This window comes from Pseudomonas sp. R3-18-08 (assembly GCF_003852065.1).
GTDB lineage: Bacteria > Pseudomonadota > Gammaproteobacteria > Pseudomonadales > Pseudomonadaceae > Aquipseudomonas.
This window is the reverse complement of the sequence record NZ_CP027729.1, coordinates 2,514,158-2,529,174: the sequence shown is the minus strand read 5'-3', so window position 1 is coordinate 2,529,174 and position 15,017 is coordinate 2,514,158. Positions and strand designations below refer to the sequence as shown.

The 15,017-nt window shown below is 61.9% G+C and carries 14 protein-coding genes; 4 read left to right on the top strand and 10 right to left on the bottom strand.

Annotated features, from left to right (window positions below):
* Window positions 1–48: 48 nt before the first annotated feature.
* From C4J92_RS11700 to C4J92_RS11675, 6 genes are all read right to left on the bottom strand, one after another.
* A complete protein-coding gene (locus tag C4J92_RS11700; protein WP_124403939.1) occupies window positions 49–768 on the bottom strand; it encodes an alpha/beta hydrolase in 720 nt (239 codons plus the stop codon).
* 12 nt (window positions 769–780) lie between these two features.
* Entirely contained in the window at window positions 781–1,536 is a 756-nt protein-coding gene (gene cobF, locus C4J92_RS11695; protein ID WP_124403938.1) for a precorrin-6A synthase (deacetylating), read from the bottom strand.
* 9 nt (window positions 1,537–1,545) lie between these two features.
* Window positions 1,546–2,136: a histidine phosphatase family protein gene (locus tag C4J92_RS11690; RefSeq protein WP_124403937.1), complete on the bottom strand. Its 591-nt coding sequence runs from the start codon at window positions 2,134–2,136 to the stop codon at window positions 1,546–1,548.
* Window positions 2,137–2,200: 64 nt separating this feature from the next.
* The gene (locus C4J92_RS11685; protein ID WP_124403936.1) at window positions 2,201–3,520 is read right to left on the bottom strand and encodes an MFS transporter; all 1,320 of its coding nucleotides are present in this window, start codon (window positions 3,518–3,520) and stop codon (window positions 2,201–2,203) included.
* Window positions 3,521–3,554: 34 nt separating this feature from the next.
* On the bottom strand, window positions 3,555–5,084 hold the full coding sequence (locus tag C4J92_RS11680; RefSeq protein WP_124403935.1) for a class I adenylate-forming enzyme family protein: 1,530 nt from the start codon (window positions 5,082–5,084) through the stop codon (window positions 3,555–3,557).
* A gap of 3 nt (window positions 5,085–5,087) precedes the next feature.
* Window positions 5,088–6,266: an acetyl-CoA acetyltransferase gene (locus tag C4J92_RS11675; RefSeq protein ID WP_124403934.1), complete on the bottom strand. Its 1,179-nt coding sequence runs from the start codon at window positions 6,264–6,266 to the stop codon at window positions 5,088–5,090.
* Between the two features lie 129 nt (window positions 6,267–6,395).
* On the opposite strand from C4J92_RS11675, the gene C4J92_RS11670 reads away from it, so the two are divergent.
* Window positions 6,396–6,968, top strand: a complete 573-nt coding sequence (locus C4J92_RS11670; RefSeq protein WP_124403933.1) for a PAS and helix-turn-helix domain-containing protein — start codon at window positions 6,396–6,398, stop codon at window positions 6,966–6,968.
* Between the two features lie 675 nt (window positions 6,969–7,643).
* Here C4J92_RS11670 and C4J92_RS11665 read toward each other — a convergent pair.
* On the bottom strand, window positions 7,644–8,945 hold the full coding sequence (locus tag C4J92_RS11665; protein WP_124404373.1) for an IS4 family transposase: 1,302 nt from the start codon (window positions 8,943–8,945) through the stop codon (window positions 7,644–7,646).
* Window positions 8,946–9,125: 180 nt separating this feature from the next.
* Window positions 9,126–10,193 (bottom strand): NAD(P)-dependent alcohol dehydrogenase, encoded by a 1,068-nt coding sequence (locus C4J92_RS11660; RefSeq protein WP_124403932.1) that lies wholly within the window; start codon window positions 10,191–10,193, stop codon window positions 9,126–9,128.
* Between the two features lie 147 nt (window positions 10,194–10,340).
* Between C4J92_RS11660 and C4J92_RS11655 the strand changes: the two genes are divergently transcribed.
* From C4J92_RS11655 to C4J92_RS11645, 3 genes are all read left to right on the top strand, one after another.
* Window positions 10,341–11,237, top strand: a complete 897-nt coding sequence (locus tag C4J92_RS11655) for a VOC family protein (protein ID WP_124403931.1) — start codon at window positions 10,341–10,343, stop codon at window positions 11,235–11,237.
* Window positions 11,234–12,625: an alginate export family protein gene (locus C4J92_RS11650; protein ID WP_124403930.1), complete on the top strand. Its 1,392-nt coding sequence runs from the start codon at window positions 11,234–11,236 to the stop codon at window positions 12,623–12,625. Before C4J92_RS11655 ends, C4J92_RS11650 begins: the two co-directional genes overlap by 4 nt.
* A 112-nt stretch (window positions 12,626–12,737) precedes the next feature.
* On the top strand, window positions 12,738–13,556 hold the full coding sequence (locus C4J92_RS11645) for an alpha/beta fold hydrolase (RefSeq protein WP_124403929.1): 819 nt from the start codon (window positions 12,738–12,740) through the stop codon (window positions 13,554–13,556).
* Window positions 13,557–13,611: 55 nt separating this feature from the next.
* Here the strand turns inward: C4J92_RS11645 and C4J92_RS11640 are convergent, their stop codons facing one another.
* Together C4J92_RS11640 and C4J92_RS11635 are read right to left on the bottom strand one after the other, a co-directional pair.
* On the bottom strand, window positions 13,612–13,998 hold the full coding sequence (locus tag C4J92_RS11640) for a DoxX family protein (protein ID WP_124403928.1): 387 nt from the start codon (window positions 13,996–13,998) through the stop codon (window positions 13,612–13,614).
* An 81-nt stretch (window positions 13,999–14,079) separates the two neighbouring features.
* Entirely contained in the window at window positions 14,080–14,955 is an 876-nt protein-coding gene (locus tag C4J92_RS11635) for a LysR family transcriptional regulator (RefSeq protein ID WP_124370437.1), read from the bottom strand.
* Between the last annotated feature and the right edge of the window lie 62 nt (window positions 14,956–15,017).

Here is a 15,017-nt window from a genome sequence, read left to right as displayed (position 1 = left end):
AAATACCGCCATCGGGAGCAAGCCCCCTCCCACATTTGTCCACCGTGTTTATTTGAGGCTCTTCTCCAGCCAAGCCTTCAGGTCCTGGATTTCCGCCTCGCTGATCGTATGGTTCATCCCCGGATACCCGTGAAACTGCGGCTTCAAGCCAATCCCTTCCAGCACCTCGTTGGCCCGCGTTCCCGAGGCATAAGGCAGCGCCTGGTCCAAGGTGCCATGGCCGATAAAGATCGCCAGCTTGTCCAACGCTTCATTCGGCTTGAGCTCGGCCTTGAGCACCGGCAACACGCTGCCGCTCAGCGCCGCAATCCCGCGCACAAGCTCGGGTCTGCGCAAGCCCACCTCATAGGACATGATCGCGCCCTGGCTGAACCCTACCAGGAACACCCGGTCAGGCTCGGTGTGGTACTTGGCGGTGGCTTTGGCCACAAAGTCTTCGAGCAGCCTGGCGCTGCTTTGCAGATCAGCCGTCACCCCATCGTAATCACCGTCACCGGGGGTCTTGGTAAACCAGCGAAAGCCATGCGGCTCCACCGGCATCGGCGCGCGCACCGACAGGTAGGTCCAGGTGGAAGGCAGCGCATCCTTGATACCGAACAAGTCTTGCTCGTTGCTACCAAAGCCATGCAGGAAAATCACCAGCGGTTGGTTGCGTGCGTCGCCCTGGGTCTGTTCCAGGTACGACAACGGCAGGTCGGTATGCAGGTCGGGACCCGCGTGGGCGACACCGGCCAGCAAGGTCAGCGCGAGAGCGAGCAGTTTGAGCATGGGATCTATCCCTCAGGGTTTACGCAACAAATAGGTGTCCATGATCCAGCCATTGGCGAGCCGCGCGGCCTTGCGCACCCGTTGGATTTCGTCCGCGACCTCGCCGACTTTACCGCTGATCAGGATTTCGTCCGGCGTGCCCAGGTAGGCGCCCCAATAGATATCCAGGTTCTGATCCGCCACGCTGCGGTAGGAATCTTCGGCATCGAGCATCACTACCAGGGTGTCGGCATCACTCGCCTGCCCCGCCGCCAGGCGGCGCCCGGTGGTGATTTCGATGGACTTGCCGATACGGTTCAACGCCACCTTATGCTGGGCCGCCAGGGCCTGCACGCTGGTAATGCCGGGGATCACCTCGAACTCGAATGCACAGCGGCCCTCGGCAAGGATCGCCTGCAAAATGCGAATGGTGCTGTCGTACAACGCCGGGTCACCCCAGGCCAGGAACGCCCCCACTTCGCCGTCGGCCATGTCCTCGTTGATCATGCGCTCGAAGGTTTGCTGCTTGTCGCGGTTGAGGTCGCGCACCGCGGTGGTGTAGTCGATATCACCGCGCACGCGCTCGGGGCAGTCGGCCTCGACGAAGCGGTAGCCGGGCCTGGTGATGTAGGTTTCGCAGATTTCCCGGCGCAGGTCGATCAGCTTGTCCTTGCTCTGGCCCTTGTCCATCAGGAAAAACACGTCGGTGCGGTTCAGCGCCTTCACGGCCTGCATCGTGATGTAGTCAGGGTTGCCGGCGCCAATGCCGATGATCAGGATGCGTTTCATGGGTTGCTCTCATTGCGGGGCATGGATTTTGCCATGATCGTGGGCCCAGGCATAAGTTTCCAGGCGCAGGCGCCAGACCGCGTTGAAGCGCAGCTCGGTGCGCGACAGCGGTTCTACGTCGATCCGGTAGAACATCGAGGCCGGATACTGCATGACGTACAGCAGCGCGGCACGGATCACAAAAGGGTGGGTCACCGCCAGCACATGCCCCGGCTGGTTTTCCAGAGCCTTCATCCACTGCCCGACCCGCGTGCACAGTTGCGCCACCGACTCGCCGCCATGGGGCGCACAGGCGCTGTCGGTGAGCCAGGCGTTCAGTTCAGCGCTGTCGAGCGCGCGCAGAGCCTGGCCTTTCCAGTGCCCAAGGTCGACGTCGCGCAGGGCCGGTTCGATGCCCGGCTGCTCGCCGAACAAACCCGCCGTCTGCCGGGTTCGCGCCTCCGGCCCGCACAGCAGGCGCGCCGTCTCGGGGTAACGGCCTGCCAACGACAGCGCCGCGCCCTGCCAGTCCATGACCAGCGATTCGTCATCGGCAAAGCGCGCCTGTTTTTGCGACGGCGTGGCTGCATGGCAGATCATGGTCAAACGGGTAGCCTGCACGCGATTCATTCCGCAGGGATGAGGCTGCCAAGCCTGGCGCAGTCAGCGCGCCGATGCAACGCCCTCAGGCCAATGCCGCCCCCGCAGGTACCGCCGCCGGGCTGGTGCTGGCCACGAAGTCCTCCTTGCGCAGCAGCACCAAGGCAATCAACGACACCACTCCGGTCGCCACATAGAAGTACCAGGGCGAGGTAATGTCGCCGGTCACCTTGATCAGCCAGGTGGAGATCAGCGGCGCGCTGCCGCCAAACACCGCCACCGGCACGTTGTACGCCACGGCGATGCCGGTGGAACGAATGCGTGTGGGCAGCAGTTCGCTCATCAGCGCATAGGTGGACGAAGCATAGAGGCCGAACAGGATCGCCACCGCCATCAATGGCGCAAAGAACGTTGCCGGCGTTGCGGTCGGGGCCATCTTGAACAGCCAGAACATCGCCAGGGTCGCCAGCGCACCGACCACCATCAGGAACGGCTTGCGCCCGTATTTATCGGTGAATGCGCCACCGAACGGCATGACGAAGGCCGCCGAGAAACTGGCGACGAACACATAGAGCAAGGTGGTGCCGCTGTCGAACTTGAGGATCTTGGCCATGTAGGTCGAGGCGAAGGTCAGGACCAGGTAAAAGATCGAGCTGTGCAGGGTGATGATGAAGAACACCAGGGCAATGGCGCGCTTCCACTGCCAGACCTCGCGCAGGGGCGCACGGGAAGTTTGCCCGGCGCGTTGCAGGGCCAGGAACTCAGGGCTGTCTTCGAGCTTGAGGCGGATATACATGGAGATGAAGCCCAGGGGCGCGGCGATCAGGAACGGCACGCGCCAGGCCCATTCCTGCATGACGTCGGCGCCCAGCACCCAGGTCATGCCGTTGGCCACGGCGCCGCCCAGCAGCAGGCCGAGCACCGCGGTGACCATCAGCCAGCAGGTGGCAAAGCCGCGTCGGCCAGGGCCGGCGTATTCGGAAATGAAGCTGGTCACCGTGCCGATCTCACCGCCCGCCGAGAAACCTTGCACGCAGCGCACCAGAATCAGCAGGATCGGTGCGACGATGCCGAGGGTGGCGTAGGTCGGTAGCAGGCCCAGCATTACCGTGGAGCCGGTCATCATCACCAGCGCCATGATCAGGGTTTTACGCCGGCCGATCTTGTCCGCCAGCGGGCCGAAGAACAGCCCGCCCAACGGGCGGATGAAGAAGCTCAGGGCGAACGCGGCAAAACTGGCCAGCAGGCTGGTGGTGGGGTCGTCGGAAACGAAGAACGCCTGGCCGATATACACGGCAAGAAAGCCGTAGACGCCGTAGTCATACCACTCGATCAAGTGGCCGGAGGTGGCACCGAGAAACGCGCGGCGGCGTTTGCGGACGGTGTCTTGCGCGTGATTGCCCATCGAGGGGGACTCCTTGTCTGTTGGTCGATCCGTGCTAAAGCGCGGCGATAGTCGCTGCTTTCAACCACTGCCGCAAGTCGGTCTTGAGGACCTTGCCGTAGCTGTTCTTGGGCAAGTCGCTGCGCCATACATATTTTTTCGGTTTTTTGAACGAGGCCATGCGCGCCACAAACCACGCCGTGAGCTCGCCTTCGTCGAGGGGCTCGCCGCTGCGCGTCACCACAAACGCCACCACCGACTCGCCCCATTGCGGGTCCGGCTCGCCCACCACGCACACTTCGAAGACCTCGGGGTGCTGGGCCAGCACCTCCTCGACTTCGCGCGGGTACACATTGCTGCCGCCGCTGATGATCACGTCCTTGGAGCGATCCGTGAGGGTCAGGTAGCCGGCGGGGTCAAGAAAGCCGATATCACCGGTGAGCAGCCAACCCTCGACCAGGGTGTCGCTGGTGGCCTGCGGATTGCGCCAATAGCCTTGCATCACCGTGGCGCCGCGCACCGCGATCTCACCGCGCTCGCCGGTTGGCAACGGTCGGTGGCGGGCATCGAGAATGCGGATTTCCACGCAGGCTTGCGCGTAGCCTACGGACGCGGCCAGGGTCGCCCAGTCGGCGCGCTGGCGGTCGGCGATCAGCCCACGGGGTAGCACGCTGATAGTCATCGGGCTCTCGCCCTGGCCGTAGATCTGCACCAGGCGGGGGCCGAACGTGTCGACGGCGTCGCGCAAGTCGGCCAGGTACATCGGGCCGCCGCCGTAGACGATGGTCTTGATGCCTTCACCGTGATAGCCCTGTTGCCGTGCCTGCTCGACCATGCGCTTGACCATGGTCGGCGCGGCAAACAGTGAGACGCTGCCCAACTCTGCCGCGAGTCCGAACAACTCGGCGGCGTCAAAACCGTTGGACGCCGGCACCACGTGCCGCGCGCCGCAGCGTACGTGAATAAAGTTGTAGAGCCCGGCGCCATGGGACATCGGCGCGGCGTACAGCGCGGCATCGTCGGCGCTGACCGGGTCGACATCAGTGGCGTAGCACAAAGACATGGCGATCAGGTTGCCATGGGACAGCATCACGCCCTTGGAACGCCCGGTGGTGCCGGAGGTGTAGAACAGCCAGGCAAGGTCGTTATCCTGGCGTGGTACCGGTTGCTCCAGGGTTGGCCAGCCCTGGTTCGGCGGCAGCACGTGACCGTCGAGTTCCGTGCAGCGCGCAGGCAAATCCCGCGATGAAAACACCCGGCCGCCATCGGTAAAGATCAAGCGTGCTTCAGCGTTATCCGCGATCCATGCCGCCTCGGTCGGGTGCAGCTTGGCATTGATCGGTACCGCCACCGCGCCCATCCACCAGATGGCGTAGAGCAACTCCAGATAGTCGCAGCTGTTTTTCATCAGCACCGCCACCGCGTCCCCCGGTTGCAAGCCGTGCTGGTCGACCAGGTGCGCGGCGCGCTGGCGCACATGGGCGGCGAAGGTGGCGTAGTCAGCCACTTGCCGGGCGCCGTCGAACAGCGCCGGGCGTTGCGGGTCGCGACGCTGGGTGTCGTGCAGCCAATTGGCAATGTTCATGGCTCAGTACCGGCGCGCGTGCAGGACCGAAGCGTAGTTGGCCACCGCCATGCCGCCCATGTTGAACACCAGGCCGAACTCCGCGTTGGGCACTGCCAGGCCAATCGGCTCGCCGGTCAATTGCCGGAATGCCAGGGCATGCATCGAGACACCGGTCGCGCCGACGGGATGGCCCTTGGCCTTGAGCCCACCGGAAAGGTTCACCGGCAAGCGCCCGCCCGCGCGCACCACGCCGCTGTCGAGCACACGGTGCCCCTCGCCCTTGGGCGCCAGGCCCATGGCTTCGTAGATCAGCAGTTCGGCGATAGTGAAGCAATCATGCACCTCGGCGAAGCTCAGGTCGGCCAGGGTCACATTCGCCCCGCGCAGCGCCGAATGAATCGCCCGCTGCGGGCCTTCGAACGCCAGGATATCGCGCTGGGCGATGGGCAATGTGTCGTTGACCTGGGTCATCGCGCGAATCTGCACATCGCGGCGAAACGCCCGCGCACGCTTGGGCGACGCCAGCACAATCGCCGCAGCGCCATCACTGATCAGCGAGCAATCGGTGAGGCGCAGCGACTCGGCCACGAACGGGTTGCTCTGGGACACGTTATTGCAGTGCTCGAAATTCATCTCGCGGTGCATCTGCGCCAACGGGTTGGCCATGGCATTGGAGTGGTTCTTGGTGGCGATCGCCGCCATCGAGCCCAGCGGGCAATGGTAACGGTCGGCGTATTGGCGAGCGGCGCGGCCGAACAACTGCGGGAAACTCAGGCCGGCTTCGGCCGCATCATTCTGATAACCGGCGCCGGCCAGCGCCTGGGTAACGGCGGCCGTGGAGGTATGGGTCATTTTCTCGGCTCCCACCACCAGCACCAATTCGGCGCTGCCGGAGAGAATCGCATTGACGCCGGCCTGGATCGCCGCCGAACCGGATGCACAGGCGTTCTCGCAGCGTGTGGCCGGCTTGAAGCGCAGGCCGGGGTCGGCCTGCAGCAGCAACGACGCGGCAAACCCATCCGGCACCAGCCCGGCATTGAAATGGCCGAGGAACAGCGCGTCGATTTGCGCCGCCTCGAGAGCGGCATCGCTCAAGGCCTCTCGCGTGACCTGAACAATCAGATCTTCCAGCGTGGTGCCTTCCAAGCGACCAAAACGCGAATGACCAGCGGCAACGATAGACACGCAATCAACAGGCATAATCAATTTCTTCTGTTCTTGAACCGGACTTTCCCTACAATGACCCACCTCTGGTCGCGGGCCAATTCGTGTAACTACTTACATGGATAAGTAGTCCGCCAGTCAGTTGAACAACGAGGCAGGATGCCCATGACCGTGATTACCCCGCCATTGCAGAACCTTGAACGCCTGGCGTTCAAGCTGTCCCCCGCGCCGCAGCTGGTCACCAGCAACCGCGTGATCATCGACTGCAACGACGCGTTCCTGAACCTGTTCGGCTACACCCACGCGACGCTGGTCAATCAATTGACCCTGCTGATTTACCCGTCCCAGGCCGACTACCACGCCATCGGCAAGCGCAGCCATGAGTGGTTGCTCGACAGCGACAGCGGTTTTTATTCCGACGAGCGCTTCATGCAGCATCGCAATGGCGAAGTGTTCTGGGCCAGGTCCCATGGCTACACGCTCACGCCCAGGGATCCGTTCAAGTTGATGATCTGGCACTTCGAACGGCTGGACCGCACCCATCAAGGCACAGGCGACCTTACGCCGCGGGAGCGGGAGATTGCCATGCACATTGTCAACGGGCTCAAATCCAAGGAAATCGCGCTGAGATTGGGGATTTCGCATCGGACGGTGGAGGTGCATCGAGCGCGGTTGATGAGGAAGTTGCAGGCCAAGACGGTGGTGGAGTTGGTGTCCAAGATCATCATGGTGGCTTGAGGTTGGCCGGGATTTTTTTGGAATTGACCGAGTACATATCCGTTATTTAGGTCATGGCGGCTGGCGGTTCCGCTCTTACAGCGGGTCACTTTGGAAAAGAGCCCCAAAGTAACCAAAGGGCTCTTGCCCCACCACTCGGCACCTCGCCTAGGCTCGGTGTGCCCGTAATCCGACAGTGATTTGGGGGGCCGCCACCACGCGCCATCCATGGCGCGGGGCGGCTAAACCGGCGTCCTGCCGGTTTACCCCCCAAATCACTGTCGAATTCCGGCCAGCGTGGTTTAACGGGGCGCTTAAGATCAAAAGCAAAATCAAAAGCAAAGCGAGGCGGCCTTAGAGCCGACCTGATTATTGAAGCGTGCGAGGTGTCGCTTCTACTTCCTCAGACGCTGACGAAGTCAGCAATCTTTTGATCTGGCTCTTGCTCTTGCTTTGGATCTTGATCTCAGTCGCCCCGTTAACCACGCTGGCCGAACGCAGGCTTGAATCCGTGGGCCGCCGCCATGCGCCATCCATGGCGCAGGGCGGCTAACCCGGCGTCCTGCCGGGTTACCCACGGATTCAAGCCTGCGTTCGGGCACACCGAGCCTAGGCGAGGTGCCGAGTGGTGGGGCGAGGACCTTTTGGTTACTTTTGGGTCCCTCCAAAAGTGACCCGCTGTAAGAGCCAGCCCTTTCAAGGTCTTTTGATTTTAGCGGCTTTGAGCACCCGATCCGTCGACACATGGGCATTCGCGGCTTTGCCTTCCAGCCATTCCTTGGGTTTAGGCACCTTCGGCCCCCGTTTGCTCTTGACGACCGCTTTGGGCTGGATATTTCGAGCAAGGGCAAGCAGGTATTGAGCCAGCCCCGCTGCGGGGATAGGGATGGATAAATATTCTGGCAAGGCTATTTGCATCCCCTCGTAACCGCTGCGTACCTGCACCGTCAGGTGAAAAATCGATGCTTCCCAGTCGTCGGGCAGAGTTTGGCGATGAGCTTGTTCGACGCTGCGTTTGAGCACGGCCAGAACGTTGTAAGCCAACACGGCCGATGCAAATCCCAACAGGGCTGCCTTAGGATTGCCCAAGGTTTCGATTTCACTGTCCAACACCGCTTCCAGGCGCTGGAACATCCCTTCGATGCTCCAGCGACGGCGGTACAAATCGGCGATTTGCTCAGCACTGATAGAGTCGGGCAAGTTGCTCCAGAACAGCAGCGTAGCGTCGCCGGATTCGGTGGGGTTTTGCAGGTTCAGTTCGACTCGCCGCCACTGTCGTCCACCTTTTACTTCGATGATTTGCTCGCGCACGCTGCCTGCCGCGACCGCAACAGGCAGCTGCCAGTCGCTTTCCTTAAGCAGGCGTGGATGTTTGCTCTGTTCGCGAATGATGAACGAGGCCCCGGTATCTTCGCAGGCCTGCATGACCGGGAGCGTGCAGTAGAGTCGATCAGCCATCCACAGTTGCCCCGCGCTGGCCTTTTCCAGCAACGGCAGCACGCTGACGCGTTCGCTGGCATAGGCATCTTCACAAGGCTGAAGATCAACGACCTGGTCCAGATCGGGGTCGTAAACCACAACGGAAAAACCAGGCCGGGCGGCGCCTCGTTCACGGCGCAAAGCGCCCAGACGCTTTTCGCTGGAAGGCAGGTGGTTACCGTCAACGACCCGTAGTTGCCAACCAGGCAAAATGGCTGTGTGCCCCAGTTCTTTTATCGTCGGTGCCAAACGCTCTGCGCTACCGGTGACCAGGGCGCGCAGTAGCGCAGGCTCTGTACGACTGACCTTGTCATACAGCGCCGCCAAGCTGACAGGAAGATCTTCCATCTGTCGCGCGGCGGCATGCAGCGAAGGTCGCAAACCCAATGAAACAAGGGACATCAGTTCAACGATGGTTGAAAACAAAAGCTCTCGTGGGTACTGCCGCTGACGGTGCTCTTCGAACACCTGGTCGACCCATTCAGCAGGAACAGCCTGCTCCAATATCACTCTGGTCATGACACTGGCCGGTGCTTTTTTCTCAAACCGCGCTAGAACCTCTGCCCACATCGCTTTCGTCACCCTGATCGGAGTTTTGCGGGATTTTATCAAAGACCTTGAAAGGGCTGGCTGTAAGAGCGGAACCCTAAGTAGCCGTTACCGCAGCAACGGATATGTACTCAATCCAACCCAACTAGATCAAGCCACCCGACTCTCCCTCTTCAAACTCTCCATATCAATCACAAACCGATACTTCACATCCCCCTTGAGCATCCGCTCATACGCCTCATTAATCCCCTGGATATCAATCATCTCAACATCCGAAACAATCCCATGCTCAGCGCAAAAATCCAGCATCTCCTGAGTCTCCTGAATCCCACCAATCAAAGACCCCGCCAAACTGCGACGCTTGAAGATCAAATTAAACACCGCAGGCGACGGATGCGGACTGTCCGGCGCCCCCACCAGTGTCATCGTGCCATCACGCTTGAGCAAACTGATAAACGCATCAAGGTCATGGGGCGCAGCCACCGTATTGAGGATAAAGTCCAGGCTGTTGACCACCTTGGCCATTTCATCGGCATTCTTCGACACCACCACCTGATCAGCGCCCAAACGCAGCCCATCTTCACGCTTATTCGGCGAAGTGGTGAACAACGTCACATGCGCCCCCATGGCGTGGGCGATCTTCACCGCCATATGCCCAAGCCCGCCAAGGCCGACCACGCCGACCTTCTTGCCCGGGCCGACCTTCCAGTGGTGCAGCGGCGAATAGGTGGTAATCCCGGCACACAGCAACGGCGCTACCGCCGCCAGGTTCGAATCATCGTGGGAAATGCGCAGCACGAATTGCTGCTTGACCACGATGTTGTCCGAATAACCGCCGTAGGTATTCTCGCCACCGAACAGCGGGCCGTTATAGGTGCCGGTAAAGCCGTTCTCGCAATACTGCTCCTCGCCCTCGGCACAGGATGCGCACTGCTGGCAGCTGTCGACCATGCAGCCGACACCCGCCAGGTCACCCACCTTGAATGTCTTCACATTCGCGCCGACCGCCGTCACACGGCCGACGATTTCATGGCCGGGCACCGACGGGTACAGGGTGTTGTTCCACTCGTTGCGGGCGGTGTGCAGGTCGGAATGGCATACCCCGCAATAAAGAATCTCGATCTGTACGTCATCCGCGCCGGGGGCGCGGCGCTCGAAGGTAAAGGGCTTGAGCGAATCCTTGGAGTCCCGAGCGGCATAGCTGTAAGTCTTGGCCATTTCGTTCACCTGTGTGATCTGACGGAAGAGTTCGGTGGACACGCCTGGCCGCTGAAACGTTCAACCGAGCACGTCCATACAATTCCCAATGGCGCCTGCCCCCTAACCTCACGGCTTTCGAACCCGTAGAAGCGCTGGAGAATGGGCATGCGTAACAAAGCAATCAAGGTATCCGTAGCATTGACGCTGTTGGCAAGCGCCATGATGAACAGCGCTTTGGCGGCCACCCCAAGCGTCGCCGTGGCGCCCCAATACGACACCAGCCACGTGTATGTGGCGCCGGCCGATGTCGACCGTTTCGCCCAGAGCTTCCTGGCCACCTTCGGCGGCAAGAGCACGCCCCAGGTGGTGGTGAATGTGCTGCCGGTGCCAAGCAGCACCACCTCGCAATTGCTGCAGACCCCGGCGGGCACGGTCTCGTTGTTCGGCTTCACCACGCCCGTGCCGCATCCGTTCGGCCAGGAACGCAACGGCTATCTGGTCAAGGACATGGACATAGCCCTCAAGGCGGCGCGGGACAATGGCGCCGATGTGATCGTCAGCGATTTTCCCGACCCCATCGGCCGTGATGCCGTGGTGCAGTGGCCGGGCGGCGTCAACATGCAGCTCTACTGGCACACCAAGGCCCCGGACTACGCGGCGTTCGAGGCGGTTCCGGAGAACCGCGTGTATGTGTCCAATGACAGCGCCGAGCGCTTTATCAAGGCGTTCCTCGGCTTCTCCCACGGCAAAATAGTGAACGACGACAAGCACGCTCCCGCCGCTGATGTCGGCCAAGCGGGCGGCGAGTACCGTCGCGTCGAGATCGAGTCAGCCTTCGGGCGCATGGCGGTGCTGGTCACCAACGGCCATCTGCCCTACCCGTTCGGCCACGACACCACCGGCTATCAAGTCAGCGACCTGGCCGCCACCCTCGGCAAGGCCAGCGGGTCTGGCGCCAAGGTGCTGGTGCCCGCGTTCGACAGCAAAGGCCGGCGCAGTGCAGTGGTTGAATTCCCCGGCGGTTATGTGGCGGAAATTCACCAGCTCACCGCGAAAAAATGATCCGTCATACAGGCTGGAGCCTGGCCGTGCTGTGGCCGCTGCTCGTCGGCAGCGTCCACGCCGACGACCCACCGAGCCGCCCGGCGATCAAGGCCAATCGCTGGCAGGAAGACTGGTCGGTGCTCAAGAATCCGGCGCTGCGCACGCAGCCGCTGGATAACCTCAAGTACATCCCGCTGTCGGGCGCCAACCCGTTCACCTACCTGTCTCTGGGTGCGACCTTGCGCGAGCGTTTCGAGATGAATGACGCCAGCGGTTTCGGCGTGAAGAACGTGGCCCGTGATCGCTACCTGATCCAGCGCTTCCAGGTTCACGCCGACCTGCATTTGAATGAACACTGGCGCGTGTTCACCCAGCTCGAAGACGTGCGCGCCTATGACAAAACCACCCTGGGCGGCGCCGATCAGAACCGCGTGGATTTGCGCCTGGCCTTCGCCGAATACGTGAACACCTTCAGCAGCGGCACGTTCAAGAGCCGTATCGGTCGCCAGGATTTTGCCTTCGACTTGCAGCGCTTCATTTCGTCACGGGACGGCCCGAATGTGCGGCAGTCGTTCGATGCGTTGTGGGCCGACTGGGAAACGTCGAACTGGCGCTTTATCGGGATCGCCAGCCAACCGGTGCAGTACCAGGATGGCCGGCATTTCGACGACAAGTCCAACAGTGACGCGCGTTTTCATATGCTGCGGGTCGAGCGCCTGGTGGGCGGCACGAATGAGCTGTCGGCCTACTACGGCGTGTATGAGCGCAGCGCGGCGCACTACCTGGACGCCGATGGCGACGAAACGCGCCAGCTGTTGGATGCGCGCCTGGGTGGCGCGGCCCAGGGCTTCGACTGGGACATCGAAGCCATGCTGCAAGGCGGCTCGGTGGGCAGCAAGGACATTCGCGCCTGGGCCGGCGGCAGCCGCACCGGCTACACCTTCGACGGCCTGGCGTGGAAGCCGCGCCTCGGCCTGCAACTGGACATCGCCTCGGGCGATCGCAAAACCGGTGACGGCACCGTCGGCACCTTCAACCCGCTGTTTCCCAACGGCTACTACTTTTCCCTGGCGGGCTATACCGGCTATAGCAACCTGATTCACGTCAAGCCATCGATCACCGTCAAGCCCGTCGCCAAGCTCAGCGTGCAAACCGCCATCGGCCTGCTGTGGCGGCAAACCACTGCGGATGCGGTCTACACCCAGCCCAGCGTGCCGGTCGCCGGCACTGCGGGCCAGGGTGAACGCTGGACCGGTGCCTACGGTCAGCTGAGAACCGACTACGCCTTCACGCCGAACCTGACCGGCGCGGTCGAAGCCGTGCACTACGCGGTCGGCCAGACCCTGCGTGATGCCGGCGGGCACGACAGCAACTACCTGGGCATGGAGCTCAAGTTCAGTTGGTAATTGAGGCAAGCACACCGATACAAGCCCGGCTTGGTTTTTTGGCGCAGGCTTTTCGCGATGTAACAGGGCGGATTTTTTACTCAGTCTTTTCATGCAGACACAGGAGTTTCAGATGAGCACATTCGTTGCCAAAGACGGTACCCAGATCTACTTCAAGGACTGGGGCAGCGGCAAACCCGTGCTGTTCAGCCACGGCTGGCCGCTGGATGCCGACATGTGGGAATACCAGATGGAATACCTGAGCAGCCGTGGCTTTCGCACAATCGCGTTCGACCGCCGAGGCTTTGGTCGCTCTGATCAGCCGTGGACCGGCAACGACTACGACACCTTCGCCGACGATATCGCCCAGTTGATCGACCACCTGGACCTGACGGACGTGACCCTGGTGGGTTTCTCCATGGGTGGCGGTGATGTGGCCCGCTATATCGCGCGCCATGGCAGCGCGCGGGTCGCCGGGCTGGTACTGCTGGGTGCGGTGACGCCGATCTTCGGGCAGAAAGCCGATTACCCGCAGGGCGTGCCCAACGACGTCTTCGATGGCATCAAGGCCGGCCTGCTGAAGGACCGCGCGCAATTCATCAGCGATTTCAACACGCCGTTCTTTGGCCTCAACAAGGGCCAGAAAGTCTCGGAGGGCGTGCTCACCCAGACCCTGCAGATCGCGCTGCAAGCCTCGCTGAAAGCCACCGTGGATTGCGTCACCGCGTTCTCCCAGACCGACTTCCGCCCGGATATGGCCAAAATCGACGTGCCGACCCTGGTCATCCACGGTGACGGTGACCAGATCGTTCCGTTCGAAACCACTGGCAAGGTTGCCGCCCAGATGATCAAGGGCGCCGAGCTGAAGGTATACAAGGATGCGCCACACGGATTTGCCGCCACCCACACCCAGCAGCTCAATGAAGACCTGCTGGCCTTCCTGAACCGCTGAGTAACCCCTGTGGGAGGGGGCTTGCTCCCTCCCACATTTGAATCACCTTTACTATTCAGGCCAATCGCTGCCCCAGCCGTAGGCTCCCCGGCCCCGCAATCAGGATGCTGGTGAAGATAATCATCAACAGCCAGCCAAACTGCCCTTCGAACAGCGTCCATTCCGGATGCACCACCAGCAGCGCGATCACCAGCACCGCCAGGATCGGCAGGCATGCCAGGCGCGTCCACACCCCCGCGATGATCAGCAGCGGGCACAGCACCTCGGCAAATATGGCCAGCAGCAAGGTGAGCGGCGCGCCCAGGTGAAACGGGTCTTCGATCAGCTTCAGCTGTTCGCTGTAGTTGAGCAGTTTCGGCAACCCGTGCACCCACAGCAAAAACAGCGCCCCGCTGACCCGCAGGAACAACAGCCCGACATCTTGTTTTTTTGTTTCGTTCATATGCCACCTGTGTCCGTCGAAAATGACCGACCGCCAGTGTGGCCCTGGCCGCGACGATGGGCTTGCAGGCGTGTGCTGACCTTAGGTCGGCGACGCTGAAAAACCCGCAACGATTTCATCGATCACCACCCGCACCCGTGCGGTATGGCGCAGGTCGGCGTGGGTTACCAGCCAGACATCATAGGGCAACGGTCGCGTGCGCTGCGGCCACAGGCGGACCAGGCCGTCACGTTCGCCGGTGTACACCGGGATCTCGCCGATGCCGATGCCGGCGGCAATCGCGCGGCGTACCAGCAGGCTGGAGCTCAACGCTGCAACAATCCGCCCGCGCCCCAACGGTTCGCAGACCAGCGTCAAGTCTTTCTGGCTTTGCAGGTAGGGTTGATACACCACCAGGTCATGGCCTTCGAACAGGCTGCCGGGTTCCGGCACGCCGTGGCGGTCGATATAGGACTGCGCCGCGAACAGCCCCACCGGCCAGCGGGCGATGCGCCGGGCGATCAGGTCCGGGTTGTCCGGGCGGATGTTACGCACGGCGATATCGGTTTCACGCTTGGCCAGGCTGAGGAACTGGGTCGAGGCGTCCAGCTGCACGCGCACGTCCGGGTGCTGCTCATGCAGACGCGCGATGGCCGGGATCAGGAAGTCGATGGCCAAAGAGTCGGTGGTGCTGACGCGCACGGTGCCGGTGAGACGCTCATCCAGCCCTTGTATCTGGCGCTGCAACTCCAGGGCCGAACGCTCCATTTTTTCCACCGAAAGCAACGCGGCTTCGCCGACGGCGGTCAAGGCATAGCCCTCGGAAGTGCGCAGGAACAACGTCGCGCCGAGGGACTTTTCCAAGGCGTTGATCCGCCGCCCGACCGTGGCCTGGTCCACGCCCAGCACCCGAGCCGCGCCACGTAATGTGGTTTCCCGGCATACCGCGAGGAACACTCGCGCATCGTCCCAATTCATCAATACCTCCGCTGCGTAAACGCATCAACGCGCTGCAAATTCGCTGCATTATTGCATCAGCA